The organism is Streptomyces sp. NPDC101118, assembly GCF_044759445.1.
Classification (GTDB): domain Bacteria; phylum Actinomycetota; class Actinomycetes; order Streptomycetales; family Streptomycetaceae; genus Streptomyces.
Genome location: NZ_JBIVZG010000012.1, coordinates 20,914 through 46,312 on the forward strand (window position 1 = coordinate 20,914; position 25,399 = coordinate 46,312).

Sequence of the window (25,399 nt, forward strand, 5' to 3'; positions counted from 1 at the left end):
GGACATCAATTCGCGCCCCCCTGGCGGAAGTTGGCGTAACGCCACTGATTCGGCAGCACGTGCGCACGCCACCGGGGCGGGGCTTCGGCCGCGCCGCTACTGCGCCGCGATGCAGCCGTCGCGGAGTTCCAGGACGCGGTCCGCGAGGTCCAGGAGCTGGGGGTCGTGGGTGGCCACCAGAGCCGTCACGCCCTCGCTGCGGACCACCGAGCGCAGCAGTTCCATGATCGTCAGGCCGGTGGCCGCGTCCAGCTGGCCCGTGGGTTCGTCGGCGATGAGGAGGGAGGGGCGGTTCGCCAGGGCGCGGGCGATCGCGACCCGCTGCTGCTGGCCTCCGGAGAGTTCCGTGGGCCGCTGGTCGGCGTGGTCGGCCAGGCCCACCAGGGCCAGCAGCAGCGCCACCCGCTCGTCCCGCTCGCGCGGGTCCGTACGGCGCAGCCGCAGCGGCACCCCGACGTTCTCCGCCGCCGTGAGGATCGGGATCAGCCCGAAGTTCTGGAAGACGAAGCCGATCCGGTCGCGCCGCAGCTCCAGCAGCTCCTCCGCGCCCAGCCCGTCCAGTGCGGTCCCGTCGATGACGACCCGGCCCCGGTCCGGGCCGTCCAGCCCGCCCACCAGGTTGAGCAGCGTCGTCTTGCCGGCCCCGGAACGGCCCTTGAGGGCCACCAGCTCACCGCGCCGGACCTCGAACGTCGCGCCGGCCAGGGCGTGTACGGCCGCCGGGCCGCTGCCGTACGAGCGGTGCAGGTCCGTCACCGCCACCATGGGGTGGCCGGCCCCGGCGTCCTCGCCGTCCGTGCCCGCACCGTCCACGGCCACCTGTGTACCGCCGCTCCGCTCCGCCATCGGTCCGCCCCCGTGCATCCCCGTACGTGATCGTTCCGGCCCAGTATGGGCAGGTGGAACTTGTCCGGGCAATGACGGAGCGGGACGCAACTCCTGTCGAAGCGGGAGCGTTCGGCGCCCATTCCTGGGCCATTCCCGGACGATTCCCATTTGCTTCAACATCATTTTTTGATAGAAAACCGAACGAGCCGGCACCCAGGACCGTCGGCCGGGGGGCGGGTGTTCAGTGACGGCGTTCATCTTGCTGCGCGCACGCGCGCACCGGCTGCTGCTGGCCTGCGCCCTGCTCGCCGTCCTCCTCACCACCGCGGTCCTCGCCGCGCTCGCCGCCTTCTCCGCCTCCGTCGGGGACGCCGCCCTGCGCGGGACGCTGCGGGGGCCGGCCGCGGCCTCCGGGGCCCTCGTGGTGAGCGCGGACGTACCCCCCGAGCGCCGCGCCGCCGCTGACGCGGCCGTGCTGCGCGCGGCCCACCGCACCTTCGACGGGCTGCCGGTGACGGTGCGCAGGCTGACCGCCTCGGGTCCGTACGAACTCCCGCGCGCCCTCCAGCCGGCCACCGCCCGCTCCGGCAACCCGGACCTCACCCACTTCGCCGCCCTCGACCCGACCCGGATCCGGCTCACCGCCGGCACGCTCCCGGGCAAGGCCCCTGCCACGTCCGCGTCCCCGGCCGGCCCGGCCGCGTCCGCGTCCCCGGCCACCCCGGCCGCGTCCGCGGCCACCCCCGCCGAGGTCCCCGCCGCCCTGCCCCAGGCCGCCGCCCGGCGCCTCGGCATCGCCCCCGGCGCCCGGCTGCGCCTCGTCGACCGCCTGACCGGCACCCCGCTCACCGTCCGGATCACCGGCACCTACCAGGCCCGCGACACCGGGGACCCGTACTGGCAGCTCGATCCCCTGGCCGGACGCGCCGTCCGCACCGGGGTGTTCACCACGTACGGCCCCCTGCTCGCCGACCCCTCGCTGCTCGCCTCGGGCCGCACCTCCACCGGAACCTCCGGCTGGCTGGCCACCGCCGACCCCGGCACCCTCACCACCGGCCGGATCGACGCCCTCCGCGCCGCGGCGACCAGCGGACCGGAAGCCCTGCGCGCGGAGCCCGGGTTCACGGCCGGCGCCACCGTCCGCACCGCCCTGCCCGCCGTCCTGGCGCAGACCTCGCGGGCCCTGGTCGTCGCCCGTTCCACCCTGCTGATCGTCGCCCTGCAGCTCGTACTGCTCGCCGGGTACGCCCTGCTGCTCGTGGCCCGGCTGCTCAGCGCCCAGCGCTCCGGCGAGACCGGCCTGCTGCGCGCCCGAGGCGCCTCACGGGCGCGCGTCGCGGCCCTGGCCACCGCCGAGGCCCTGCTCCTCGCCGTGCCCGCCGCCCTGCTGGCCCCGCTGCTGGCCGGCCCGCTCACCCACCTGATCAGCGGGTACGCGGGGACCGGCGACGGCACCGGGTTCCGGACCGCACCGCCCGCCGGGGTGTGGGCGGTGGCCGCGGCGGTCGCGCTGTGCTGCGCGGCGGCCGTCGTCTCGCCCGCGCTGACCGCCGCCGCGGACGGCACCGTACGCCTCCGCCGCGGCCGGGAGGGCGCGCTGCCCGCACCCGTGCGGGCGGGCGCCGACCTCGGCCTCGTGCTGGTCGCGGGCGTGGCCTACTGGCAGCTGGACCGGCGCACCGGCGCCGCGGGCCCGTCCGCCGCCGCGGACTCCGGTCTCGGCGTCGACCCGCTGCTCGTCGCCGCACCCGCGCTCGCACTGCTCGCCGGCACCGTCCTGACCCTCCGTCTCCTCCCGCCCCTGGCCCGGCTGGCCGAACGCCGGGCCGCCAGGTCCCGCGGCCTCGGGCCCGCGCTGGCCGGCTGGCACCTGGCCCGCAGGCCGCTGCGCGGGGCCGGGCCGGTGCTGCTGCTGGTCCTCGCGACGGCCATGGGCACCCTCGCCGTCGGCCAGGGTGCCTCCTGGGACCGCTCGCAGCGCGACCAGGCCGACTACGCCACCGGTGCCTCCGTACGCGTCCTCGACGCCCGCCCCGGCGGCCCCGGCCAGGCCGGCCTCTACGCGCAGTGGCCCGGCGTACGGCAGGCCTCGCCCGCCCACCGCACCTCCGTGGACCTCTCGGGCGGCCGCACCGCCACGGTGCTCGCCCTCGGCCTCGGCGACGCCGCGGAACGGCTGCTGCTCCGCCGCGACCTCGCCGACGAGCCGGCCACGGCCCTGCTGCGCGCGCTCTCCCCGAACCGGCACGCCGGCGGAGGGCCCACCGCGGCCGGCGGCGAACCCGCGCCCGCCCCCGACCCGGGCATCCACCTCCCCGACGACGCCCGCGCCCTCACGCTCGACCTGCGCCTGACTGCCACCCGCAAGGGCCCGAACCGGCCCGGCACGGCCCACCCGACCCCACCGGAGGCACAGGTCCCGCCGCCGGTCCTCACCGTGCTGGCCGAAGACCGCTTCGGCCTGCCGTACGAGCTCACCGCGGGCCCGGTACCCACGGACGCGCGCGCCCGCCAGCTCACCGTCGACCTCGACCGCACCGGCTCCGGCGCCCACCACGCCCCCGCCGGCCCCCTCCGCCTGACCGGCCTCCAGCTGCGCGGCACCCCGCCGGCCACCGCGTCCGAGGCCCACCGCCTGGAGATCACCGCCCTGCACACCCGCGCCCCGGACGGCACCCGCAGCGCCCTCACCCCGCCCGCCGCGGTGCACTGGCAGGGCGTCATGACCGGCACCCGGGACGGCGACCAGCGCCCGGCCCAGCGGCTCGCGACCGCCACCGGCCTGCCGCTCGCCCTGGCGTACGACACGGGCACGGCGGCGGACTCGGACGACGCGTACGCGGTCCGCTACCGCACGGCCCGCTCCACCCCAGCCGGCTCCGCCGGCTCGGCCACGGCCGGCTCGGCCACGGCTGGGCCCTCCACGGCCGGCTCCGCCACGGGCACCCGGCCCGTCCCCGCCATCGCCACCGACGCCTTCCTCGACGCCGCGGCCGCGCGCCCTGGCGACAGCGTCGACGTCACCCTGGCCGGCGAGCGGCTGACCGTACGGCTGGTGCGGGCGGTACGCCAACTCCCCACCACCGGAGGCCCGGCCGGTGACACCGGAACCTCGGCCGCCACGGGCGGCGCCCTCCTGCTGGACCTGCGCACCGTCAACCGTGCGCTGACGGAACGGGGGAGCGGGACCCTCGCGCCCACCGAGTGGTGGCTGAGCACCCGCCCCGGCGAGGCGGCCGGCGTGGCCGCCGCCCTGCGCGCCCGCCCCGACGCCGGCTCCGCCGACGAGGTGCTGGTACGCGACGAACGCACCGCCGCCCTCCTCGACGACCCGCTCGGCCGGGGCCCCCGCGCCGCACTGCTCGCCGTCACCGTCGCGGCCGCCGCCCTCGCCGCCGTGGGCTTCGCGGTCAGCGCGGCCGGATCCCTCCGGGAACAGGCCGCCGAACTGGCCGTGCTCCGGGCCCTGGGCGCTTCCCGCCGCAGGCTCGCCGCCCTCTCCGCCGCCGAACACGGCCTGCTCGTCCTGGTGGGCGTACTGGCAGGGCTCGGCATCGGCGTCCTGCTCACCCGGGCCGCCGTACCGCTCCTCGTACTGACCGCGCGAGCCGAACGGCCCCTGCCGCCGGTCCTCGTCGAACTGCCCTGGACCCACCTGGGCCTGCTGCTCGCCGGTGTGGCCGCCGTACCGCTGCTCACCGCGGCCGCACTCGCACTCCGCCACGCCGGCCCCGCGCCCTCGCTGCGCGACCAGGGGGACAGCTGACATGACCCACCCCACCACCAACGGCCCCACCGGCAACGGTCCGGCCACCGATGGTCCGGCCATGCACGGCCCGGCTTCCGACGGCCCGGCGGCCGCCGGGCACACTTCCGCCGGCTCCACCGCGGACGGTGGGGTGGTCGGTGGCTGTGCTGCCACCAGCGCTGCCGCGGACGGTGGGGCGGTCGGCGGTTCTGCCTCCACTGCCCCCGCCGAAGGCGGCCCGGCTGCCACCGGTCCCACTGCCAGCGGCGCGGCCGCCGAAGGCCCCGACGCCATCGCGAGCGGTCCGGCTGCAAACGGGCCCGCCACCCGTCCCCGGCACGTCCGCACCCCCGCGCCCTGGGTGCGGACCCGGCTGCGGACCGCCCGGCCGGCCGCACTGGCCCTCGGGCTGCTCGTGCTCGTCACCGCCTTCCTGGCCGCGGCCCTCCCGCGTGCCGTGGACGCGTACGAGACCGGGGCCCTGCGGTACGCCGTCCGCCACGCCCCCGCCGCCGGGACCGTCCTCGAACTCTCCGCCCCCCAGCCCGGCCTCGGACTGCCGGAATCCGCCCGGGAGCAGGCCCTGCGCCCCGCTCCGCTGGCCGCCGTCCACTCGCGCGCCGCGGCCGCGTTGCCGGCCCCGCTCCGGGCGGACCCCGAGCAGTCCGCGTACGGCGTCCGCACCACGGATCCGCTGGTCGCCACCGATCCGTGGCTGCCGCGCCCCGACGCCGTCCCGCCCCGCTTCACGCTGGCCGCGCAGTCCGGCCTCGCCGCGCACGCCACCGTGCGCACCGGTCGCCTGCCGGCCGCCGCGGCTCCGGTGACGTCCGGCACCCGCCGGCTCGAGGCTGCGGTCACCACGGACACCGCCGCCGCCCTGCGCCTGCGCACCGGCTCCGTGGTGCACCTCATGGCCGGCTCCTCCGGCGACGACCTGGTCACGGTCACGGTCACCGGCACCGTCGAGCCGCGCACCCCCGAGGGCTCCTACTGGTCCGCCACCCCGCTCCTGCGCACCGCCGGCCTCGCCGCCGAGAAGAAGGGCGGCACCCCCGCGTACCACTGGCAGGCCGCCCTCCTCCTGCACCCGGACGCCGCGCCCGCACTGCTCGGCACCCAGGCCAAGCCCGAGCGGTACTGGCAGTTCGCGCCCGCCACGGACGGTCTCACCACCCGTGACACCCCGGCCGCCCTCCGCCGCATCGCCTCCCTCGAAGGCGGGCCCGACCTGCTGCGGCTGCGCACCGTCGCAGGGGACACCGCAGCGCTCGGCACCGGCCTGGAAACCGTGCTCGAAAGCCACCTCACCGCCCGCGAGGCCATCGCCGGCATCGTCGCCCTGGCCGCCGTCGGCACCGCGGCCGTCGCGGCGGTGGTCCTGGCCATGGCGGGCAGCCTGACGGCCGCCCGCCGCCGCGACGAACTGGCCCTGCTGCGCGCCCGCGGCGCGTCCCTCACCGGCATCGCGACCCGTTTGGCGGGGGAGGCCGCGGTGATCGCCGTACCCGCCGCCGCTGCCGGGCTGCTCGCGGCCCTGCTCCTCACCGACGGCTCAGGGTGGCTGCCCGCCGCCGTGGCCGCGGCCGCCGTGGCCCTGCTGGCCTGCGTCGCCCTGCCGCTGCCCGCGGTGTTCGCGCACCGCCGCCCCCGCGCCCACGGCGAGCGCGACGACCTCCTCACCGCCCGGCCCGGCCGCGCCCGCACCGTGGCGGAGCTGACCCTGCTGGTGCTGGCCGCCGCCTCGCTGCAGGCCCTGCGCGGCCGGGACCCCGCGGAGGCGGGCGGCCCGCTGGCCGCGGCCGCTCCGGTCCTCGTGGCCCTCACCGCCGCACTCGTCCTGGTCCGCCTCTACCCCCTGCCCCTGCGCTGGGCCGCCCGTCCCGCCCGCCGGCTGCGCGGCGCGGTCGGCTTCCTCGCGCTCGCCCGGGCCGGCCGCGCCCCCGCCGCCGGCGTGCTGCCGCTGCTCGCCCTGCTGGTGGCCCTGACCACCGCCGCGCTCGGCGGATCCGTACTGGCCGGGGTCACCGACGCCCGGGACCGCGCCGCGCTGCTGGCCACCGGCGCCGACGTACGCGTCGCGGCCCCCGGCGAGTCCCGCCCGCTGCCCGCCGGCACGGGGACGGCGGTCGGGCGCGTGCCGGGGGTGCGCGAGGTGACCGGCGTACGGATCGACCGCACGGCCTCCGCGACCGGCAGCCAGCACCCCGGCAGCCAGAGCACCGCCGGCCGGACCACAGGAAGCCAGGCCACCGGCAGCCAGACCGCGGACAGCCAGAGCACCGCCGGCCGGAACGCCGACGGCCCCCGCACCCTGACCCTGGTCGGCGTCGAACCGGCCGCCTACGCCCGGCTCGCCCGCAGCACCGGACTGGGCGCCTTCCCCGCAGCGGCCCTCGGCCGCTCCGCCGGCGTGCTCGACGCCGTCGCCTCCCCAGCGCTCGCGGCCCGCCTCGGCGACGGACCCCGCCGCGTCTCCACCGCCGGCGGCGAGGTGACCGTACGGGTCGTCGCCGTACGCCCCGTCACCCCGGCGGCCCCGCGCGGCGAGTTCCTCCTCGTGGACGTCGCGGGCCTGCCCGGCACCGGCGTCACGGCCCTGCTCGCCACCGGCGACCCCGACCCGGACGCCCTGCGCGCCGCCGCCGGCGGCCTGCCCGTCCGGCTGCGCGCCGCCGAACGCGCCGCGCTCACCGACACCCCGCTCCAGCGGGGCGCCGAAGGCGTCTACGCGACCGCCGTCGCGGCCGGCGCCGGGTACGCCGCCGTCGCCCTGCTGCTCTCCCTGCTGCGGTCCGCACCCGGCCGGGCCGCGCTCCTGCTGCGGCTGCGCACCCTGGGCCTCGGCGCCCGCCAGGGCCGGGCCCTGGTGCTGCTGGAGGCCCTGCCGCAGACGCTGCTGGCCGCGGGCGGCGGCGTACTCACCGCCTGGGCGACCGTACGGCTGGTCGCCCCCGGCATCGACCTGTCCCGGCTGGCCCTCACCGCAGCGCCCGCCCTCACCCCGCCCCCGGCCCTCCCGCTGCGCGCCGACGCCTGGTCGCTGGTGCTGCCCGCGGCCGGTGTCGTGGCGCTGGCGGCCGTGGTGGCCGCGGCCCAGTCGTGGCGGCCGGGCCGCCGCCGAACCCCCTCGACGACGCACGGACCGGGAGACACGCGATGACGGACACGAAGACCGGGGCCGGTGCGGCGGACGCCCGGCCCACCCTGGCGGAACTGGAGCGCCGCGCCGCCGCGCACCGGGACCGGCCCTCGTACGGCCACGACGCCCTGATCGCCTGCGACCGGCTGGTCCGCGTCTTCACGACGGACGGCGTCGAGGTCCAGGCCCTCCAGGGGCTCGACCTGCTCGTCCGCGAGGGGGAGCTGATGGCGCTGGTGGGCGCCTCGGGCAGCGGCAAGTCCACCCTGATGAACATCCTCGCGGGCCTGGACGTGCCCACCGCGGGCGCGGCCCGGGTGGCCGGCCGGGACCTGCTCGCCATGGACGCCGCGGGCCGGCTCGACTACCGCAGGAACGTGGTCGGCTTCGTCTGGCAGCAGACCTCCCGCAACCTCCTCCCGTACCTGACGGCCGCTCAGAACGTGGCGCTGCCGATGCGGTTGCGCGGCCGCGGCCGCCGGCGCGAGCAGGCGGCGCGGGCCCACGAGCTGCTGTCGATGCTCGGGGTGGCCGAGTACGCCGACCACCGCCCCCGGCAGCTCTCCGGCGGCCAGCAGCAGCGCGTCGCCATCGCCGTGGCCCTGGCCAACTCCCCCTCGGTGCTGCTGGCCGACGAGCCCACCGGCGAGCTGGACTCCGCCACCGCCGAGCAGGTCTTCGCCGCCTTCCGGCGCGCCAACGACGAGCTGGGCACCACCATCGTGATCGTCACCCACGACCAGGCCGTGGCCTCGGAGGTCCGCCGCACCGTCGCCATCAGGGACGGGCGGACCGCCTCCGAGGTGCTGCGCCGCACGGAGGTGGACGCCCACGGCCGGGAGTCCCTGGTCTCGCGCGAGTACGCCACCCTCGACCGGGCCGGCCGCCTCCAGCTGCCGGGCGAGTACACGGCGGCCCTCGGCATGGCGGACCGCGTCCTCCTCGAACTCGAACCCGACCACATCGCGGTCCGCCCCGACACGCCGGAGTGACGCCCGGGCCCTGTGCCGTCCGGCGCCTGCCGGCGGCCCTGAGGGCCTTGGCCGCCTGAGACCCCCTCCGCCACCCAACAGGGCCTTACCGCACCCCGGTTGCGCCGCCGAACGGGTGGTTTCCGGCCCGATGCGCCCGTCCCGTGCGCCAGACTCGGCCGCCCGGGGGTCGGCGTACGGCTGCCCGGACAGACCTGGTCCTGAGGCACGGACCGGGGCACGGGACGGAGGGAGCGGTGGTGCGCGGCGGACAGGTGGCGGTGGTCGGGGGCAGCATCGCGGGCTGCGCCTTCGCTTCGGCGGCGGCCCGCGGGGGTGCCGACGGGGTCGTGGTGCTGGAACGGACCCGCGGGCGGCTCGCGGACCGCGGCGTGGGGCTGTGCGTCCACGACGAACGCGCCGCCGAACTCCGGGCCGCGGGCGTCCTGCCGCCCGGCATCGCCGCCCACCCGCTGGCCCGCCGCTCCTGGGTCGCCGCGGACGGGACGCCGACGGGGCGGGTCTTCTGGGAACAGCCCTTCCCCTTCCACTCGTACCACTGGGGCCTGCTCTGGCGGGGCCTGCGGGAGGCGGTGCCGGACACGGTGGACTTCCGGCAGGGCGTGGCCGTCACCGGGCTGACGCTCCCGCCGCCCGGCGGGCCGGGCCGGCCCGTGGTGCATGAGGCCGGTGGCTCCGGCACGGCGTACGACCTGGTCGTCGGCGCCGACGGCTACCGCTCCACGGTCCGTGGTGCCCTCTGCCCGGACTCCCGCCCCCACTACGCCGGTTACGTCTGCTGGCGCGGCAACTTCGACGCCCGGCTGCTGGCCGGCCCCGGCGAGGGGCCCTGGCCCTCCGACACCGTCGCGACGGTCTGCTTCCCCGGCGGCAGCTGCGTGATCTACCGCATCCCGGGCCCCGACGGCCCCCGCGTGAACTGGGTCCTGTACGCGGTGCCCCCGCCCGGTACGGGGCTCCGGCTGGACGACCCGACGAGCTTCCCGCCCGGCCGGCTCACCGAGGCCCTCTCGGGCGCCCTGGCCGGGCTCCTGGAACGCCGCTTCCCGCCCTACTGGGCCCGGGTCCTCGCCCTCACCCCGGCGCAGGACACCCTCGTCCAGCCCATCTACGACCTGGAGACCGCCCGCGTCGCCGGGGACGGCGTGCTGCTGGCGGGCGACGCGGCCAGCGTGGTGCGCCCGCACAACACCAGCGGGGCCGCCAAGGCGCTCCAGGACGCCGGCGCCTTCGAAGCGGCCTGGGGGACGGCCGCCACCTGGACCGAGCTCCAGGCCCGCTACGACGCCGCCCGCGGCCCGGCCGGGCGGGAACTCGTCGCCCTGGCCCGCCGGCTCGGCCGCGCCCAGGTGGAACGCACGCCCGTCTGGACCGGCCTGACCGCAGCGGACACCGCCGCCTGGTGGCAGCACCAGCTGGGCGGCGCGCCGGGCATCGGAGGCGGAGCCCTGCGCACGTAGTGCTCCGCACCCTCAGACGTGTCCGCCCGGTTCGCCGCCGGCCGTCCCCGCCTGCCTGCGGTAGGTCCCCGGCGGCGATCCGAAGTGCCGTTTGAAGGCCTTGGCGAAGGCGAACTCGGAGGTGTAACCCGTCTGTTGCGCGATCGTGCTCAGCGGGGCCGGCGATCGGTGCAGCAGCCGCGCCGCGGTGGCCATCCGCCAGTTGGTCAGGTAGGTCAGCGGCGGCTCGCCGACCACCGACGCGAAGCGGCGGGCGAAAGCCGCCCGGGACAGCCCGGCGCGGGTGCCCAGGGACTCCACGGTCCAGGGATGGCCGGGGTCGTCGTGGATCGCCTTCAGGGCCGGGGCGACCGCCGGGTCGGTCAGCGCGGCCGCCCACCCGCGGTTCCGGTCCTCCGGCAGGTCGGCGTACCAGGACCGGAGGATGTACAGCAGCAGCAGGTCGACGAGCGCCGTGACGACCGCGTCCGAGCCCGGCTGCGGCGCGTGGAACTCGGCGCACAGCTGGTCCACCGCCGAGCGCAGCACCGGGTGGCGGCCGGGTACCGCGGGGAGGTGAATGACCTCCGGCAGGTCGCCGAACAGCGGATGCGGGCGGTCGACGTCGATCGCGTACGCGCCGCACACCAGCACCGTGTGCGGCCCCGGCCCCTCCACGGTGACCTGCCCGACCGGCGAGGAACGGTCCACCCGGTCCGGCACGAAGTCCACCGGATCGCGGCCCGGTGCGTCGCACAGGGTGTGGCCGCTGCCGCGCCGCAGGAACACGATGTCGCCGGGCCCCAGCGCGACCGGTTCGCCGTCCGGCGGCAGCAGGTGGCAGCGCCCTTCCACGACCACGTGGAAGCCGGCTCCCGAGAGGGGCTGGAACCTCAGGGCCCACGGGGCGCGAGCGTCGGTGCGCGTCACCATCGGGCGTCCTGTGCGCAGGACTTCGAGGGTGTCGCTCAGGATGTCCATGACGCCACCCTAGTGCCCGTTCGGCGAGACGATATGACAGGGAATCGAGATCTTCAGTTATTCATCGTCTCGACGGGGAGCCGTACGTTCGTGCCATGGCGGTGGCCGAGTTCCGGCACCGCATCGACGAAGGAACGGATCCCATGTCTCTGACCGGCAAGAAGATCGTGATCATCGGCGGCACCTCCGGCATCGGCTTCGCGGTCGCCAGGCAGGCCCTGGCGGCCGGCGCGGACGTCGTGGTCGCTTCCAGCAGCCAGGAGCGCGTGGACGCGGCGGCGGGGCGGTTGGGCGGGCGGGCCGAAGGCCGCCGTCTGGACGTCGCCGACGACGACGCCATCGCCGCGTTCTTCGGGCGGGTAGGGGAGTTCGACCACCTCGTCTACACCGCGGGAGAATCCCTGCTGATCAAGCCGTTGGCCGACACCACCCCGCAGGAGGCCAGGGGGGTATTCGAGCGCCGGTTCTGGGGCGCGTTCCTCTCCGCCAAGCACGCTGCGCCGCGCCTGCGCGACGGAGGTTCGATCACCTTCAGCTCCGGCGTCCTGGCGGTCCGCCCCCTCTCGGGAACCGCGCTCGCGGCGGGCATCACCGGCGGCGTCGAGGCCCTGTCCCGGGCGCTCGCCGTCGAACTCGCCCCGCTGCGCGTCAACGTGATCCGGCCCGGTGTGATCAGCACCGAGCTGTGGGACGGCAGCGTCCCGGACCCGGAGGGTTTCCTCGAGGGCGCCGGGTCCGCGCTGCTCACGCGGCGCGTCGGCACCGCCGAGGAGGCCGCGGCGGCCTATCTCTTCGCCCTGTCCAACGGCTACGTCACCGGCACCACGGTCGCGGTGGACGGCGGCGCGGCACTGGTGTGACCCGGGCGGCCCGCACCCGCGCCCTGCAGGGGGCCGGGCCGCAGGTGTTTGGGGCGGGACTTGCGGGTCATACGCGCCGAGTCAGGCTGCCCGGGCCGGGAACGGCCCGGGCGCCGGAGCGGGGGGCCGCCCCCGCACGACGCGATCCGACGAGGAGGCTACGCACATGGCCGGCATTGGCGGCTGCATCGCCCTGATCGTGGTGGGGGCCGTCCTCACCTTCGCGAGCGACTGGCAGATGGAGAGCGTGAACCTCGACGTGGTCGGGCTGATCATGATGGGCGCCGGCCTGCTGGGGCTCGGTGTGTACGGGAGCGTCCTGCGCCGGCGGCGCGTGCCGGCCGCCCTCCCGGTGGTCGACGAGACCCGCGACCGCAGCTGACCCCACCCGCCCCACCCCACCCCGAGCGAAGACCAGGAGGCAAACGGAGATGACGAACGTGTCGCGGCTGCCGGGCCCCGCCGAGTACCTGTGGCAGTGGCAGACGGAAGCGGCGTGCCGCGGGCTGGAGCCGGAACGGTTCTTCCACCCCGAGGGCGAGCGCGGAGACGACCGCGCCGCCCGCGACCGCGCGGCGAAGCGCGTGTGCGAGCGGTGCCCGGTGCGCACCCAGTGCCTGCGGCACGCCCTGCGCGTCCAGGAGCCCTACGGCGTGTGGGGCGGCCTGACCGAGGAAGAGCGCCGCTCCCTGGCCTCGCCGCTGCGCGCCACCGCCTGAGGGTGCTTTAACAGGGCCATTCCAGCACGTCAAGCCACGTATTGCAGTGGCGTGACCGGGATTCCCATTCGGGGTTTATTTGAAGCACGCCCCCACCGGGGGAAACGAATCCCCGGAAATCCGGGGAGCGGTTGCCGAATTACCTTTGTTTCGAATGGAGAATTCCGATGTACCAGCGTTTCCTGACCCGTCGCATCGTTCTGGCCGGCTCTTCCCTCGCCCTGGTGGGCGGCGGCATCGCCCTCCCGGCGACCGCGATGGCCGCGCCCGCTCCGCAGGCGGTGGTGACCCTGGCCCCGGCGGACAGCGCCGACGGCATCGGTACCGGCGGCGACGCCAACGCCGAGAACACCACGGTCGGCGGCACCGCCACCGGCGGCAACGCCAACTCCGGCGTCGGCGAGTGCAAGGGCAAGTGCACGATCACGACGGGCAACGCCACCGGCGGCAACGCCAGTGCGGATGCCGTGAACACCGGCGACGCCACCGCGGTCGGCGGCGACGGCACCGGCACCGGCGGGACCGTGACCAAGAAGGACATCAAGAAGGAGATCAAGGAGCAGGTGAAGAAGAAGCTCGGCAAGTGATCCCGGGCGAACACCCCGCGGACCCCGCGGACCCCGCGGACCCCGCGGATGCCGGAGAGGCCGTCGGCCCCTCCGGCATCCGCATGCGGGCGCCGTCCGGCGGGCCGCAGGCCCGGCCGGGGCGCCTATCCTCGGGGCCATGGAGGCACTGGCCGAACGTCTGTCGCACCTGGACTCCCAAGCCGAGGGCGTGATCCGCGTCGTCATGTTCTACGACACGCTGATGCGCCGCCGGGTCGACCTCCCGGCCCTCGCCCGGGCCTCGGCGGGCCTCGCCGAGTGCGTGACCGGGTTACGGCTGTACGGCGCCGGCCGGGTCGTCCGCACCTCACCCGACGGCGGCGAGCCGCCCGCGACGCCGCCCGGGGCCGCCTCCACCACCGTGCCGGTCACCCTCGACGATGAGGAGATCGGCGCGGTCTGGCTGGAGCGCCCGGGGCCGCCCGGGCCCCTCGACGAGCTGCTGCTGGAACGGCTGGCGATCGCCGTCGCCGCCGTGGTCGAGCGGTACGGCCCGGCCAGCACCACCATGGCCGACCCCGCCCTCGTCGAGCTGGTGGTCAGCGCCGGCTGCGACGACGCGGCCCGCGCCCGCGCCCTGCGCCTGCTCGGCTTCGCCGTCGGAGCCCCGGTCCACGTGGTCGCCGTGCGCTCCGACCTGCCGCTGGACCGGATCGGCGGCCTCGTCTGCCCCGCCCGCCCCGTGAAGGCCGCCCCGCTCTCCGACGTGGGCGTCATCCTGGCCGGCGCCCTCGACCCGGACCGGTTCCCGGCCGGGGTGCTCGCCGGCATCGGCGCCGCCGGCCGGCCGGACCTGGCGTGGCGGCAGGCCCGTACGGCCCTCCGCTTCACCACCGCGCGCCGGCCGGTCGTCCGGTACGACGGCCTGGGCGCGATGGCCCTGCTGGCCGAGGTGCCCGAGGAGGCCGTCCGGGACAACGCCGACGTGGCCGCGATCGCCCGCATCGCCGGCCGGCCGGAGGAGTTGGAGACCCTGGACGCCTACTGCGCCACCGGCTCTCTGCGCCGCGCCGCCGACCGGCTCCACCTCCACCACAGCACCGTCGCCCGCCGCCTCGAACAGCTCGGCAGGCTGCTCGGCATCGAACTCACCGAACCGGCCGGCCTGGTGCGGGCCGGGATCGCCCTCACCGTGTGGCGGCTCCTCGACGGCTGACGCGAAGGCTCCCGGAGGCTCCCGGACCGACGCGGCGGCACCGGACGGACACGGCGGCACCCGGACCGCATGCCGGCCCGGGTGCCCCCGTACGGGACGCAGCGGTCACCGCACCGGGAGGGGTGGCCGGGCGGGGGCCCGGCCACCGGCGTCAGGTGCCCAGCGGGGCACCGCGCCACTGCTGGTTGGTGTGCGTCGGGGTGCAGTCCCAGATGCCCAGGCGCGCCCCGTTGCCCGTGGCCCAGCCCAGCGCGTCGAGGCAGCGGCCGGAGTGCAGGCTGCGCAGCAGACCGCCCGGGAGCACCTCCCACTTCTGGTTCAGGCCCTGGTGGCAGGAGTTGAGGCCGAGCAGCGAGCCGTTCTCGGTCTTCGCGTACTGGACGTCCATGCACCGGCCGAGCGCGCGGAGCGTGCCGTCGGCCTCCAGCCGCCACATCTGCGCGTCGGTGCCGTTGCAGTCGTAGAGCTGGATCGGGGCGCCGTCCTTGAGGCTGGCCCCCTTCACGTCGACGCACTTGCCGGAGTGGACCCCGACGATCTGGCCGGAGCCGGGCGGCGGCGGCACGGTGCAGTAGATCTCCAGGAGCACCTGGTAGTAGTCGCCGCTGCCGATCTGCTGGGCACGGGGGCCGGCCGACCGGCTGCAGCGGTTGGTGTCGTAGCCCTCGTTCACGGCCTGCGCGTAGGCCGAGTTCCAGGCCGCCTCGACGGCGATGTTGTACGGGCCGTAGCCCGTGCCCAGGAAGTACTTCGGGGCGGTCGGCGCCAGGGCCGCCGTGGCGGAGGCGCTCGACGCGGTGTCCGCCGTGCCGGACGCCGACGCCGTTCCGGCGAAGAGCGCCGTGGCGGCGAGGAAGGCCATGGCCGTGGTCGGCAGCCATCGAACCAGCTTCACACCAGGCTCCTTTCAAGGGTGTGGTGGCCGTGCAGGTGGATGTGTGCCGCCGGGGCCCCGCGGACGGCTCGACCCTAAGCCGCGGCATGCGGACCGGGAGTCTCACGTGAGTATCAACTCCGGCCAGAGACTGGCCGGTTGTGTGCTGACCTGTGGGGACGGCGGGTGGGTATCGTCCCGGATCCGTGAAGATCACCCATGGCCTCGACGCCCTGCTCGCCGCAGTGGCCGCGCACCCCGTCGTCAACCTGTGCGGCGGGCTCGGCACGGGCAAGAGCACCCTGGCGCGCCGGCTGCCGGTGGCGTCGGCCGTCGACCTGTCCGGCCTGCCGGCGGACATGGCGCGGGAGCGGACCGCGGAGCTCGCGGCAGTGCCCGGCGACGGGCTGCTGCTGGTCGACGGCGTGGACGGCCCGGGGCACGCGGAGGCCGTCGCCGAGGCGCTGGACGCGCGCGCCCGGCCGGTCCTGCTGGCCAGCCGGCGCCCGCTGCGCGTCGCCCCCGGCTGGGACCGGCACGACCCCGCGACCGTGCCGCTCGGCCCCCGCTCCGCAGCGGCCGTCGAGGAGCAGGTACGGGCCGCGGGCCTGACCGACCCCGAGGCGGTGGCCCTCGCGGTCCGCCTCGCCGGCGGACTGCCCCTGCTGGCCGAACTGGCCTGCCGGGAACTGCTGTCGGGCACGCCGGCCGACGCGCCCGGGGCGGTCGCCGACGCCCTGGCCGAGGAGGTCGTGCGCCGGCTCGACCGGGAGCACGCCAGGCCAGGCGGCCGCCACCGGCACGCGCTGCGCCTGCTGGCGACCGTACGGGCCGGGGACGAGCGGCTGCTGGCCGGCGGCCCGGACCTGTTCTCCGCCCTGGCCGGGCTGACCGTGGTGCGGCGCGAGCCGCTCGGGCTGGCGGTCCGCGAGCCGTACCGGAGCCTGCTGGAACTGGCCTACGCCTGGCGGCGCCCGGGGGCCCACGAAGGCGTGCGCAAGCGCGCCGCGGACTACCGCAGGGCGCTGCTCACCGAGCGCGCGGAGCCCCGGGAGCAGGCCCGGCTGGTGGAGCAGGGGCTGTTCCTCTCCGGCGACCCGGTCCTCCGCGACGCGCTGTTCCCGCCGGTCGACGACGCGGCGCTGGTCGGCTCCGCACGGCCGGGGGAAGCCGATGCGATCGGGCGGCTCATGCACAGCTGGGCGCTGCGCAGCGGCTTCGACACCCGGCGCGCGGAACGCGTCACGGAGCGCTGGCTGGAGGACGGAACGTCGTCGTTCCACCTGGCCAGGGACCGGGACGGCGCGCCGGTGGCGCTGGCGGCGCTGCTGCCGGTCGGGTCGGAGACGGCGGACGGGATCGAGCCGCTCCTGCAGCAGCACGCGGAGGGCACGGTGCCCGCGGGCGGCTTGTTCCTGGGCGCGGCCTTCGGCACCGACGCGGGCGCGCACGCGCAGATCCTGCGGCACGTCCTCGTCCGGTCCGTCCTCGCGGGGCACCTCGTGGTCTCCACCGCGAGCCCGGACTACCAACTCCTGCTGCGCACCCTGAGCTTCCGCCCGCACGGCGCGGTCCGGGACGACGTCTACCGCTGCGGGCGGCCCCCGGAGGTGTACAGCCACGACTTCGCCGCCGCCGGCCTGCCGGGGTGGATGCGCCGGCTGGCGCCCGGCGCGGGACCCGGTCCGGCAGCGGACCTGCCCGCGCTGGTCGGCCGGGCGCTGGCCCTCGTACGGGAGCCGGACCGGCTGGCGGGCAGCCCGCTGCTGGCCCGGCCGGGGCTGTCCACCCCGGGTTCGCTGTGCGACTGGCTGCACGGGGCGGTGCGCGCCCTCGCCGCCTCGGGGGACGCCGCCGACGCGGAGGCGGGCGCCATCCTCGCCGCGTACTACCTCGGGCGCCCCCGTACGCACCACCAGGTCGCCCGGAGCCTCCACCTGAGCCGGGCGACCTACTTCCGCAGGCTCCGCCGGGGCCTGGCGCTGCTGGCCGGCCGGCTGCCGGACGCCGTACCCGTGCGGGGGCTCACGACGCACGGGCGCTGAGCGGGGCGGGCGCGGCGCCCCGACGCGGCGCGCCCGGCGCGGGACGCCGGTCCGGCCGGGGCAGCTCAGCGCGGTACGCCGGGCCCCTGCGTGTCGCTCCCGCTCAGCGCGGTACGCCGGTCTCCGGTGCGTCGCCCCCCGCTCAGCGCGGTACGCCGACGGCCGGCCGGCTGGCGAAGTACCCGGCCGCCATGTCCTTCTCGCCGTGCCCGGCCTCCGCCGCGCGCCGGAACCGGGCGCCCGCCGCCTCCGCCATGTCGACGAAGACGCCCGCGCCCGCCGCGGCCTCGGAGATCAGCCGGGTGTTCTCCGCCGCGTGCCGCACGGTGAAGCTCGGCTGGTAGTCGCCCTCCAGCACGGCCTTCGACTTGGTCTGCACGTACACGTTGTCCATCGGCCCGCCGGTGACGGCGGCGAGGAACAGCGAGGGCTCCACCCCCAGCCCCTCGGTCAGGGCCAGGGCCTCGCCGAGCGCGGCGGTGAGGTTGAGGGCGAAGCCGACGGTCGCCAGCTTCAGCCGGGTCGCGGCGCCCGCCCGGTCGCCCACCCGCACGGTCCGGCTGCCCACGGCGTCGAAGACGGGGTCGAGCCGCGGGTCGGCGGGTCCGGCGGCCAGCACCACCAGGGTGCCCGCCTCGGCCGGCGCCCGGGTGCCCTGCACCGGGGCGTCCACGAACACCAGCCCGTGGTCCCGGGCGAAGGCGGCCAGCTCGTCGAGCGTCCCGACGCCCACCGTGCCCATCTGCGCCCACACCTGACCGTCCGTCAGTGCGCCGGCGGCGGACTCCATCACCTCGCGGACGGCGCTCCCGTCGCCGAGCATCGTGATCAGTACGTCCGCCCCCGCGACGGTCTCGGCGGGCGTCGCGCAGACGACGGCGCCGTGTTCGGCGAGCGGGAGCGCCTTGTCCTGCGTCCTGTTCCACACCCGGACGGTGAGGCCTGCGGACAGCAGGTTGCGCCCCATGCCCGCGCCCATGATCCCGGTACCCAGCAGTGCGATGGTGGTCATGCGGACCAGCGTAGGGGCGGCCGCGGCGGCGCCCCCCGCACCGCGCGGGCCCCCGGCGTGTTGGCGGCACGACCGCGCCGCCCGGCTCCGGGCGGCGCGATCGAGGGGGAGGCGTGGGGAGGTGCAGGGGCGGCTCAGTGGGCGGGCGTGACGTGCCGCGGCGTGGTGAGCACGACGGACGGGACGTGCTCGGCGGGCCGGTTGGCCATCAGCCGGGCGTACGCCAGCCGGAGCTCCGCACCGCGTACGGGCCGCCGGGCTGCCAGGGCCGACAGGTCGCCCGGGCACTGGAGCTCCCACCGGGGGAAGCGGCGGCGGTCGCCGGCCACCCGCGCGTTGGGCGCGAAGTAGAACATCGTGGTGTTCTCGTGCGGGTTGTGGGCGGAGCCCTCGAAGAGGAACTGGCCGGCCGACTCCAGTCCGTCGATCAGTCCGCCGATCACGTCTTCGTCGGGGGTCTCCAGGAACAGCCCCACGTGGTTCTCGAAACCGTGGGCGCGTTCCTGCGCGCCCACCTCGTCCCGGTAGCCGGGGCTGGTGGCGGGGAAGAGGAAGACCTCGACCTCGGGGCCGGGCGCGGGCGTGACCCGGAGCCGGGTCACCCACACCTCGACGTCGTCCGGAAGTCCGTGGCGCTCCACCAGGCGCCGTTTCACGAGGACGCTCGGTATTATCGCCGAAGCGGACCATCCCTTTTCCTCGAAGTGGTCGAGCGCGGAATCCGCGGTCTGCGGGAAGAGCAGCGTCGCGCAATGCGAGACAATGCAGCGGAAGCGTATTTCCCGTTTCAGTCCGCCCGGTATCCAGGGTGGCAGGAGATTGTCCAGGGAACTCTCGGACGCGTGGTGCGCGTAATCGACAGCATGCTGGAGGCGTTGGATGTCGCGCGCGTCGAATGCCACGTGTTGCATGTCGCAGCCTTTCTGTTGCCGACACCCGATTAAAGGCATGTCACCCGAGAGGAGGCGCGCAGTTGTAGGCTGGTCGGGTGAACGCGTCGGGGCTGTGCTGGGCCGATGCCGGGGCCGCGGTCGGCCCCGCTTGTGGCATCCGGCCGAGTGACGCATTTTCGGGAAGGGGTCCTTTCCCGGAAGGTGCGGAATATGCCGCCGTACAGCGGAAGAAATACCCCGAGGATTCTGGTCGCCGGAGCCGGAATAGGCGGTCTCACGGTGGCCCTCAGCCTCCATGCCGCGGGCTTCGACGACGTCCTCCTCGTGGAGGCCTGTCCCCGGCTCCGGCCCGTCGGCGCGGGCATCAACCTCCAGCCGGCCGCCGTACGGGAACTCACCGAACTCGGCCTGGGGGAAGCCCTCGACGCGGCGGCGGTGGCGACCTCCCGGCTCCAGTACCACCACCGCTACGGCGGCCTCATATGGTCGGAGCCGCGCGGCCGCGCCGCCGGCTACCACTGGCCGCAGTACTCGATCCACCGGGCACGGCTCCAGGAACTGCTGCTGGCCGCGGTGCACGAGCGGCTCGGCCCCGGCGCCGTCGTCACCGGCCGCCGCCTCACCGGGTACCGGCAGACCCGTACCGGGGGAGCGCCGGCCGTCCGGGCCCTCGCCGCCGGGGAGTCCACCCCGTACACCGGTGACCTGCTGATCGCGGCGGACGGCGTCAACTCGGCGGTGCGCGCCACCATGTACCCCGGAGAGGGCCCGCCGGTGTCCAACGGCATCTGCATGTGGCGGGGCGTCACCGAGGGACCGGCCTACCTCGACGCGCGGACGATGACGATCTTCGGCTGCAACTCCCGCGTGAAGGCCGTGGTCTACCCCGTCACCCGGCCCGACGCGGCCGGGCGCTGCCTGCTCAACTGGGTGGTCGAGACCCGCGGGGACAGCGGACCGCAGGACGGTGACCTGCCGGGCGGCGGTCCGTCGGGAGGCGCCCCGCCCCCGGCCGACTGGGACTCCGCCACCTCCCCGGACCTGGTCCTGGCCCATCTGGACGGCTGGCGGACCGGGTTCCTCGACCTGCACGGCGTCGTCGGCGCAGCGCCACGCATCCTCCGCTACCCGATGATCGACCGGGACCCGCTGCCCAGCTGGGTCGACGGCAGGGTGGTGCTGCTCGGCGACGCCGCCCACCCGATGTACCCGACCGGGTCCAACGGCGCCTCGCAGGCCATCGTGGACGCCCGGGTACTCGCGTACGAACTGGCCCACCACGACGTCGACGAGGCCCTCGCCCGCTACGACGCTGCCCGCCGCCCCGAGACCTCCCGGCTGCTGGCCGCGCACCGCCGTCTGGAGCCGGACCCGCTGCTCCATCAGGTGGAGGTCCTCGCCCCGAACGGCTTCTCCGACATTCGGGAAGTCCTACCAGCGCACAGACTGGCCGACATCAGGTCCTGCACGCGCCAGGTGACGGGCGTGGACGCGGCAGGGCTCAACGCACGTCCCTCGTGGAACGTCCCGGCACGAACGGCTCCGCTATGCGCCTGGTCCACGCCGCAGGGCTGACCTCCGCGGCCCTGCTGGCCGCCCTGCTCCCCGCGGCGGCGGCGTTCCCGACACCGTCCGCCTCCCGGTCGCCGTCCGCCGCGGCGGTCCCGGAGGAGTGCGGGCCGGAGCCGTCCGGGACCTGCGTCCGCTGGGGTCCGGAGCAGCGGCTCGGCGACGGGCGGGTGCGCGTCTACACGGAGTACGCGCACGACCGGCCCCGCGCCGTCGGCGTCGAGCTCTCCGCCGGCGCCCTCGACCGGCTGCCGTCCACCCCCACGGACGGCGAACACTGCCACGACGCGGACGGCGACGGGGTCCGCGACCCCGCCCACGAGTGCGTCGGCGGCCACGGCCGCGAGCTGGCGCTGCCCGCCACCCCCCCCGACCGGCCCGCGCTGCCCTTCGACTGGGTGCTGTTCAACTGGAACCCGCACGGGCACACCCCGCACGGCCGCTACGACGTCCCGCACTTCGACGTGCACTTCTACCTGGTGCCCCCGGAGGAGCGCGGGGCCATCCTGGTCGGCGGCTGCGCGCTGATGATCGACTGCGGCCAGCTGGCCACCGCCTCCCGGCCGGTGCCCGCCGCCCACCTGCCCGCCGGGTACCCCGCGTCCAGTCCGCAGACCGCGGAGGGCGCGATGGGCTCCCACCTGGACAGCCGGCCGCCGAGCACGGGGACCCTGGCCGGCCAGACGCTGATCTACGGGGCCTACGGCGGCCGGCTGATCTTCATCGAGCCCATGCTCACGAAGGTGTTCCTGGAGCGGCAGCGGACCGTGCCCGGACACCGGACCTGCGAGCCGGTGCCCCAGCCGGCCGTCTGGGCGACCCCCGGCTGGTACCCGACGCGCTACTGCACCGCGTACCGGCCCGAGACCGGCGCCCACACCGTCTCGCTCACGGACTTCGTCCGCAGCCCCCCGGACTCCGCGGCGGGCGGCGGCTGGTCGGCGCCGTACGGGGCCTGGCCGGCGGCACGCGCGCGGACGCGGTAGCCGCCGCCGGGGCCGCGCCTGCCCGTCAGGGCGCCGTGACCTCCAGGTGGTACGTGGTGTCCACCCAGAAGCCGTTGGTGGCCTCGGCCCGGATCTCCAGGACGTACTCGCCCGGGGTCAGCGGCGTGATGCCGCACCAGATCCCCCACGCGAACCGGCGCGTCAGGCCCGTCCGGAAGGGGGCCGCGAACTCCTGGAGGGCCAGGGGTATCCCGTTGAGCGTGGCCGAGGCCTCGGCCACCCCCATGGACTGCGGAACCTTGGAGTACTCCCGGGTGTGCTGCATGTTGAGCACCGGGAAGAACAGCGGCCGGTCGGACGGCACCGAGCAGCGGCGCACCACCTTGCCGCCGTACGTCCCCGCGAGGAACCACAGGTCCCTGGGCTGCTTCCAGTCGGCGAACTCGCCGGTCTCGTCCCGGACCGGGCTGACGTCGTCCGGCGCGGACAGCGCCCACTTCCACCAGCGGCCCGCGAGGCCCCCGCCCTCCTTGGCGCTCAGCGCCCACGTGCTGTCGGTCGATCCGGTGCCGCTCATGGCTCCCCTCCCTCACACGGCCCCGGGCGAACGGGGCACGTTTTGAACAGAGGGACCCTATCCGGCCGTGACCGGTCCTCCGGACGCGCATCCGCCCCGCACCCTCCGCGCACCCGCCGCGCCCCGCGGAACGGCGTACTCCGCCCGCCGCGGCGGTGCGGAACGGCCTACTCCCGCCCGCTGCCCCGCGCGTCGCGCGTCCGCGTCCGCGCCGCCCCTCCTACGGTTCCGGTATGTCAGACCTTCCGGCCGACCGGCCTGCGGCCGGGGTCCGCGACCCCTCGCCCGAGATGCTCGAAGCCCTGCGCGAACGGCTCAAGGAACGCATCTACGCGGCCATCACGATGCTGGCCGTCGTCGTCGGACTGGCCCAGAACCCGCACACCCGGCACGCCACGGCCGCGCTGTACGTGACGTGCACCGCCGTCGGACTGTGGCTGGCGACGCTGGTCGCCGACGCGCAGGCGCACCGCGTCGTCCACCAGCGCCTGCCCGACCGGCGGGAGGCGCAGCACTTCCTGTTCGTCAGCAGCCCCCTGCTCGGCAGCGCCGTGGGCCCGCTGGTCATGGTGGGCCTGTCGGCCGCCGGTGTGCTCGGGCTGGAAACGGCGCTGTGGGTGGCGGTCGGCGTGGACGTCGCCTCGCTCGCGGCCTGGGGGTACACCGGAGGCCGCCGCATGGGCGGCGGCCTCCTCGTGTCGGCCCTGGCGGGTCTGGTCGACGCGGCCATCGGCCTCGGGGTGGTGACGGTCAAGCTGGTCGCGGGTCACTGAGGGGCGGGCGCGGGCCGGAGTGACCGCGCTGCTCCCGACGCCGGGTCAGCAGGCGCGTACGGGCTTCAGGTTGTGCACGTAGCGGGCCGAGACCCAGCCGTTGACGTTCTGCAGCCGGTACCAGACCGGGTTGCCCTGCACCCAGCCTCCGCGCTTCTGGCAGTTGAGCAGGACCTTCTGGTGGGGCTTCAGCGTCTTGACCGTCTTCGAGTAGACGGTGGGCTTGCTGCGCACGTTCAGGCCGCTCTTGGAGAGGACCACGCCCTCGGGGTACCCGGCCTTGGCGGCGACGTGCCCGGAGTGCGGGGCACCGGCCGCCCGGCCGGACGGGGCCGCCTGGTCGGACGGGACCGACTGGTTGCCGGCCGCCCACCCCGCAGCCCCGAGCACGAGTCCGGCCGCCACCACGGGTGCCAATGCTGCCGTCTTCATCGTCATCGCTCCACTCCAGCCTCGTGTGCCCGGCCGGTGCACCGGCCGGGTCCGCCTGCCCGACTATCCGGTCCCGCCCCGCGCGCGCGGTGAGGACACGCGCGGGTAGGCCCGTACGGGGGAGCGCGGCCACCCGCGGCGGGCGGGGGGTGGCGCCGGCCGCCGGCGTGACTCAGTTCCGGAGGCTGCGCGCGCCGCGGCCCAGCCGGTCGCGCAGGAGTGCGCGCAGCGGGCCCGGGCTCTCGTAACCCACCCGGCGGGCCACGGCCGCCAGCGGCAGCGACGTCGTGCGCAGCAGGTGCTCGGCCTGCTCCACCCGGAGGTTCTGCACGAGGCGGATGGGGGAGCAGCCGAGGGTCCGGGTGACCGTGCGCTGGAGGGTGCGCTCGCTGACCCCGAGCGCCCGGGCGGCCTCGGCGATCGACAGCGGCCCGCCCATCCGCTCCCGCACCCACCGCTCGAACGCCGAGACCAGCGGGTCGTGTTCGGCGAGCGCGCTCGGGATCGCGTACGCGGCCTGGGCGGCCCGGTCGTCGACGACGAGGTAGCGCCGCACCAGGTCGGCGAGGGCGGGACTGCGCGTCCCGACGATCGCCAGCGCCAGGTCGAGGTGGCTGAACGCGGCGCCGGCGGTGGTGATCCCGTCGCTGGTCGTCACCATCCGGCTCTCGTCCACCTGCACCCGGCCGTACCGCTCCCGGAACACCGGCGCCAGCCACCAGCTCGTGGTGGCCCGCTGCCCGTCCAGCACCCCGGACTCGGCCAGCAGGAACGTTCCGGTACAGGCGGTGGCGAGCGGGGTGCGCCGCTCCCGGGCCCGTACCAGCGCCTGCCGCGCCTTCCGGTGACCGGCCGAGCCCACCAGCTCGACCAGGTCCTCCGGCCGGCGCTCCATCAGCGCGGGCACCACCAGAACGCCGGCGTCCTCGGCGGCCGCGAGGTCCTCGGTGTCGATCCGGTGGCCGAGGCCGGTGCGGACACGTCGCCGCACGCCGACCGTGCGGATGTCGAAGGGCGGGGGCGCGGCTCCGGCCAGCCGGCCGCGCAGGGCGTTGGCGGTGTGCAGGACGTCGAGAACCCCGGTCACCCCGGAGTCGAACGCCCCCTCCAGGACGAGTACGGCTGCCTTCACCCCGCCCACCCTAGCGGTCGTCCGGATGTCGGAATCCAGTCGCAAGGTGCCGGTTCCGACACTCCCGCGGCCGGGCCGGTGCTCCGTACGGTCGGGCCATGACCACGTACCAGACGATCACCACCGGCCCGGCGCGCACCCGTACCCACAGCTGGCAGCCGCGCCCCGAGGCCACGCCCGGACTCCTCGCCATGAGCGGCCTGGAGATCCTCCAGGCCGCGCTGAAGGGCGAGCTGCCCGCGGCCTCGATCATGAGCACGCTGGGGTTCCGGCTGACGGAGGTGGGCGAGGGCCGGGCGGTCTTCGAGGGCGACCCCGGTGACCACCTGCTCAACCCGATGGGCACGGTGCACGGTGGCTTCCTCGCCACGCTGCTGGACTCCGCGCTCGGCTCGGCCGTGATGACGCGCCTGCCCGCCGGCACCGCGTACACGACCGTCCAGCTGGGCGTGCACATGATCCGCCCCGTCCTGGCCGGCACCCCGTCCCTCCGCTGCGAGGGCGTGGCCCTCCACGTCGGCCGCACCACCGCCACCGCCGAGGCCCGCGTCACCGGCACCCACGACGGCAAGCTGTACGCCCACGGCACCACCACCTGCGCCGTCCTCCGCCTCTGACCCCGGGCCCCGCCCCGCCGCCGGGAACGCCCCCGCCGCCGCGCTGAGCGGGATC

At 76.3% G+C, this 25,399-nt stretch carries 22 protein-coding genes; 14 read left to right on the forward strand and 8 right to left on the reverse strand.

The window, feature by feature from the left end; genetic code table 11:
* Positions 1–96: 96 nt before the first annotated feature.
* Positions 97–846: an ABC transporter ATP-binding protein gene (locus tag ACIQUQ_RS20000; protein ID WP_403977467.1), complete on the reverse strand. Its 750-nt coding sequence runs from the start codon at positions 844–846 to the stop codon at positions 97–99.
* Positions 847–1,072: 226 nt separating this feature from the next.
* Here ACIQUQ_RS20000 and ACIQUQ_RS20005 point away from each other — a divergent pair, with 226 nt between their 5' ends.
* The 4 genes from ACIQUQ_RS20005 to ACIQUQ_RS20020 all read left to right on the forward strand — a co-directional run bounded on the left by ACIQUQ_RS20005 (position 1,073) and on the right by ACIQUQ_RS20020 (position 10,170).
* A complete protein-coding gene (locus ACIQUQ_RS20005) occupies positions 1,073–4,594 on the forward strand; it encodes an FtsX-like permease family protein (RefSeq protein WP_403977469.1) in 3,522 nt (1,173 codons plus the stop codon).
* Position 4,595: 1 nt separating this feature from the next.
* Positions 4,596–7,739 (forward strand): FtsX-like permease family protein, encoded by a 3,144-nt coding sequence (locus ACIQUQ_RS20010; protein WP_403977471.1) that lies wholly within the window; start codon positions 4,596–4,598, stop codon positions 7,737–7,739.
* Positions 7,736–8,710, forward strand: a complete 975-nt coding sequence (locus tag ACIQUQ_RS20015) for an ABC transporter ATP-binding protein (RefSeq protein WP_403977473.1) — start codon at positions 7,736–7,738, stop codon at positions 8,708–8,710. The genes ACIQUQ_RS20010 and ACIQUQ_RS20015 overlap by 4 nt, the downstream gene beginning before the upstream one ends.
* Before the next feature lie 239 nt (positions 8,711–8,949).
* Entirely contained in the window at positions 8,950–10,170 is a 1,221-nt protein-coding gene (locus ACIQUQ_RS20020) for a monooxygenase (RefSeq protein WP_403977475.1), read from the forward strand.
* Between the two features lie 12 nt (positions 10,171–10,182).
* On the opposite strand, the gene ACIQUQ_RS20025 is transcribed toward ACIQUQ_RS20020, so the two are convergent.
* On the reverse strand, positions 10,183–11,130 hold the full coding sequence (locus tag ACIQUQ_RS20025) for an AraC family transcriptional regulator (RefSeq protein WP_403977477.1): 948 nt from the start codon (positions 11,128–11,130) through the stop codon (positions 10,183–10,185).
* 95 nt (positions 11,131–11,225) lie between these two features.
* Here ACIQUQ_RS20025 and ACIQUQ_RS20030 point away from each other — a divergent pair, with 95 nt between their 5' ends.
* The 5 genes from ACIQUQ_RS20030 (at position 11,226) to ACIQUQ_RS20050 (ending at position 14,473) form a co-directional block, all read left to right on the forward strand.
* Positions 11,226–11,990: an SDR family oxidoreductase gene (locus ACIQUQ_RS20030; protein WP_403977479.1), complete on the forward strand. Its 765-nt coding sequence runs from the start codon at positions 11,226–11,228 to the stop codon at positions 11,988–11,990.
* Between the two features lie 166 nt (positions 11,991–12,156).
* Complete coding sequence (locus tag ACIQUQ_RS20035; protein WP_403977481.1) at positions 12,157–12,372, forward strand: hypothetical protein; 216 nt, start codon at positions 12,157–12,159, stop codon at positions 12,370–12,372.
* 49 nt (positions 12,373–12,421) lie between these two features.
* The gene (locus ACIQUQ_RS20040) at positions 12,422–12,709 is read left to right on the forward strand and encodes a WhiB family transcriptional regulator (RefSeq protein WP_403977483.1); all 288 of its coding nucleotides are present in this window, start codon (positions 12,422–12,424) and stop codon (positions 12,707–12,709) included.
* A gap of 167 nt (positions 12,710–12,876) precedes the next feature.
* Positions 12,877–13,296, forward strand: a complete 420-nt coding sequence (locus ACIQUQ_RS20045; protein ID WP_403977485.1) for a hypothetical protein — start codon at positions 12,877–12,879, stop codon at positions 13,294–13,296.
* Positions 13,297–13,435: 139 nt separating this feature from the next.
* Positions 13,436–14,473 carry a PucR family transcriptional regulator gene (locus tag ACIQUQ_RS20050; RefSeq protein WP_403977487.1) on the forward strand — a complete coding sequence of 346 codons (1,038 nt, stop codon included), beginning with the start codon at positions 13,436–13,438 and terminating at the stop codon, positions 14,471–14,473.
* Positions 14,474–14,624: 151 nt separating this feature from the next.
* Here the strand turns inward: ACIQUQ_RS20050 and ACIQUQ_RS20055 are convergent, their stop codons facing one another.
* Positions 14,625–15,368 carry a ricin-type beta-trefoil lectin domain protein gene (locus ACIQUQ_RS20055; protein ID WP_403977489.1) on the reverse strand — a complete coding sequence of 248 codons (744 nt, stop codon included), beginning with the start codon at positions 15,366–15,368 and terminating at the stop codon, positions 14,625–14,627.
* A gap of 185 nt (positions 15,369–15,553) precedes the next feature.
* Between ACIQUQ_RS20055 and ACIQUQ_RS20060 the strand changes: the two genes are divergently transcribed.
* Positions 15,554–17,392: a hypothetical protein gene (locus ACIQUQ_RS20060; protein WP_403977491.1), complete on the forward strand. Its 1,839-nt coding sequence runs from the start codon at positions 15,554–15,556 to the stop codon at positions 17,390–17,392.
* A gap of 142 nt (positions 17,393–17,534) precedes the next feature.
* Here ACIQUQ_RS20060 and ACIQUQ_RS20065 read toward each other — a convergent pair whose 3' ends face one another.
* Positions 17,535–18,404, reverse strand: a complete 870-nt coding sequence (locus ACIQUQ_RS20065; protein WP_403977493.1) for an NAD(P)-dependent oxidoreductase — start codon at positions 18,402–18,404, stop codon at positions 17,535–17,537.
* Between the two features lie 134 nt (positions 18,405–18,538).
* The gene (locus tag ACIQUQ_RS20070) at positions 18,539–19,060 is read right to left on the reverse strand and encodes a hypothetical protein (protein ID WP_403977495.1); all 522 of its coding nucleotides are present in this window, start codon (positions 19,058–19,060) and stop codon (positions 18,539–18,541) included.
* Positions 19,061–19,507: 447 nt separating this feature from the next.
* On the opposite strand from ACIQUQ_RS20070, the gene ACIQUQ_RS20075 reads away from it, so the two are divergent.
* Positions 19,508–20,872 carry a flavin-dependent oxidoreductase gene (locus tag ACIQUQ_RS20075; protein ID WP_403977497.1) on the forward strand — a complete coding sequence of 455 codons (1,365 nt, stop codon included), beginning with the start codon at positions 19,508–19,510 and terminating at the stop codon, positions 20,870–20,872.
* Positions 20,845–21,852, forward strand: a complete 1,008-nt coding sequence (locus ACIQUQ_RS20080) for a hypothetical protein (protein ID WP_403977499.1) — start codon at positions 20,845–20,847, stop codon at positions 21,850–21,852. Before ACIQUQ_RS20075 ends, ACIQUQ_RS20080 begins: the two co-directional genes overlap by 28 nt.
* A 25-nt stretch (positions 21,853–21,877) precedes the next feature.
* Here ACIQUQ_RS20080 and ACIQUQ_RS20085 read toward each other — a convergent pair whose 3' ends face one another.
* Positions 21,878–22,390, reverse strand: a complete 513-nt coding sequence (locus ACIQUQ_RS20085) for a hypothetical protein (protein WP_403977501.1) — start codon at positions 22,388–22,390, stop codon at positions 21,878–21,880.
* A gap of 233 nt (positions 22,391–22,623) precedes the next feature.
* Between ACIQUQ_RS20085 and ACIQUQ_RS20090 the strand changes: the two genes are divergently transcribed.
* Entirely contained in the window at positions 22,624–23,163 is a 540-nt protein-coding gene (locus ACIQUQ_RS20090; protein WP_403977503.1) for a hypothetical protein, read from the forward strand.
* A 45-nt stretch (positions 23,164–23,208) separates the two neighbouring features.
* Here ACIQUQ_RS20090 and ACIQUQ_RS20095 read toward each other — a convergent pair whose 3' ends face one another.
* Positions 23,209–23,601 (reverse strand): SH3 domain-containing protein, encoded by a 393-nt coding sequence (locus ACIQUQ_RS20095; protein WP_403977505.1) that lies wholly within the window; start codon positions 23,599–23,601, stop codon positions 23,209–23,211.
* A 166-nt stretch (positions 23,602–23,767) separates the two neighbouring features.
* A complete protein-coding gene (locus tag ACIQUQ_RS20100; RefSeq protein ID WP_403977507.1) occupies positions 23,768–24,727 on the reverse strand; it encodes a GlxA family transcriptional regulator in 960 nt (319 codons plus the stop codon).
* Between the two features lie 98 nt (positions 24,728–24,825).
* Between ACIQUQ_RS20100 and ACIQUQ_RS20105 the strand changes: the two genes are divergently transcribed.
* Entirely contained in the window at positions 24,826–25,344 is a 519-nt protein-coding gene (locus tag ACIQUQ_RS20105) for a PaaI family thioesterase (protein WP_403977509.1), read from the forward strand.
* Positions 25,345–25,399 lie beyond the last annotated feature (55 nt).

Bases quoted from the DNA above. Each gene is read 5' to 3' on its own strand.
- ACIQUQ_RS20000 (WP_403977467.1), bottom strand. From the start codon at position 846: ATGGCGGAGCGGAGCGGCGGTACACAGGTGGCCGTGGACGGTGCGGGC.
- ACIQUQ_RS20010 (WP_403977471.1), top strand. From the start codon at position 4,596: ATGACCCACCCCACCACCAACGGCCCCACCGGCAACGGTCCGGCCACC.
- ACIQUQ_RS20015 (WP_403977473.1), top strand. From the start codon at position 7,736: ATGACGGACACGAAGACCGGGGCCGGTGCGGCGGACGCCCGGCCCACC.
- ACIQUQ_RS20025 (WP_403977477.1), bottom strand. From the start codon at position 11,130: ATGGACATCCTGAGCGACACCCTCGAAGTCCTGCGCACAGGACGCCCG.
- ACIQUQ_RS20030 (WP_403977479.1), top strand. From the start codon at position 11,226: ATGGCGGTGGCCGAGTTCCGGCACCGCATCGACGAAGGAACGGATCCC.
- ACIQUQ_RS20035 (WP_403977481.1), top strand. From the start codon at position 12,157: ATGGCCGGCATTGGCGGCTGCATCGCCCTGATCGTGGTGGGGGCCGTC.
- ACIQUQ_RS20040 (WP_403977483.1), top strand. From the start codon at position 12,422: ATGACGAACGTGTCGCGGCTGCCGGGCCCCGCCGAGTACCTGTGGCAG.
- ACIQUQ_RS20045 (WP_403977485.1), top strand. From the start codon at position 12,877: ATGTACCAGCGTTTCCTGACCCGTCGCATCGTTCTGGCCGGCTCTTCC.
- ACIQUQ_RS20050 (WP_403977487.1), top strand. From the start codon at position 13,436: ATGGAGGCACTGGCCGAACGTCTGTCGCACCTGGACTCCCAAGCCGAG.
- ACIQUQ_RS20065 (WP_403977493.1), bottom strand. From the start codon at position 18,404: ATGACCACCATCGCACTGCTGGGTACCGGGATCATGGGCGCGGGCATG.
- ACIQUQ_RS20075 (WP_403977497.1), top strand. From the start codon at position 19,508: ATGCCGCCGTACAGCGGAAGAAATACCCCGAGGATTCTGGTCGCCGGA.
- ACIQUQ_RS20080 (WP_403977499.1), top strand. From the start codon at position 20,845: ATGCGCCTGGTCCACGCCGCAGGGCTGACCTCCGCGGCCCTGCTGGCC.
- ACIQUQ_RS20085 (WP_403977501.1), bottom strand. From the start codon at position 22,390: ATGAGCGGCACCGGATCGACCGACAGCACGTGGGCGCTGAGCGCCAAG.
- ACIQUQ_RS20090 (WP_403977503.1), top strand. From the start codon at position 22,624: ATGTCAGACCTTCCGGCCGACCGGCCTGCGGCCGGGGTCCGCGACCCC.
- ACIQUQ_RS20095 (WP_403977505.1), bottom strand. From the start codon at position 23,601: ATGACGATGAAGACGGCAGCATTGGCACCCGTGGTGGCGGCCGGACTC.
- ACIQUQ_RS20105 (WP_403977509.1), top strand. From the start codon at position 24,826: ATGACCACGTACCAGACGATCACCACCGGCCCGGCGCGCACCCGTACC.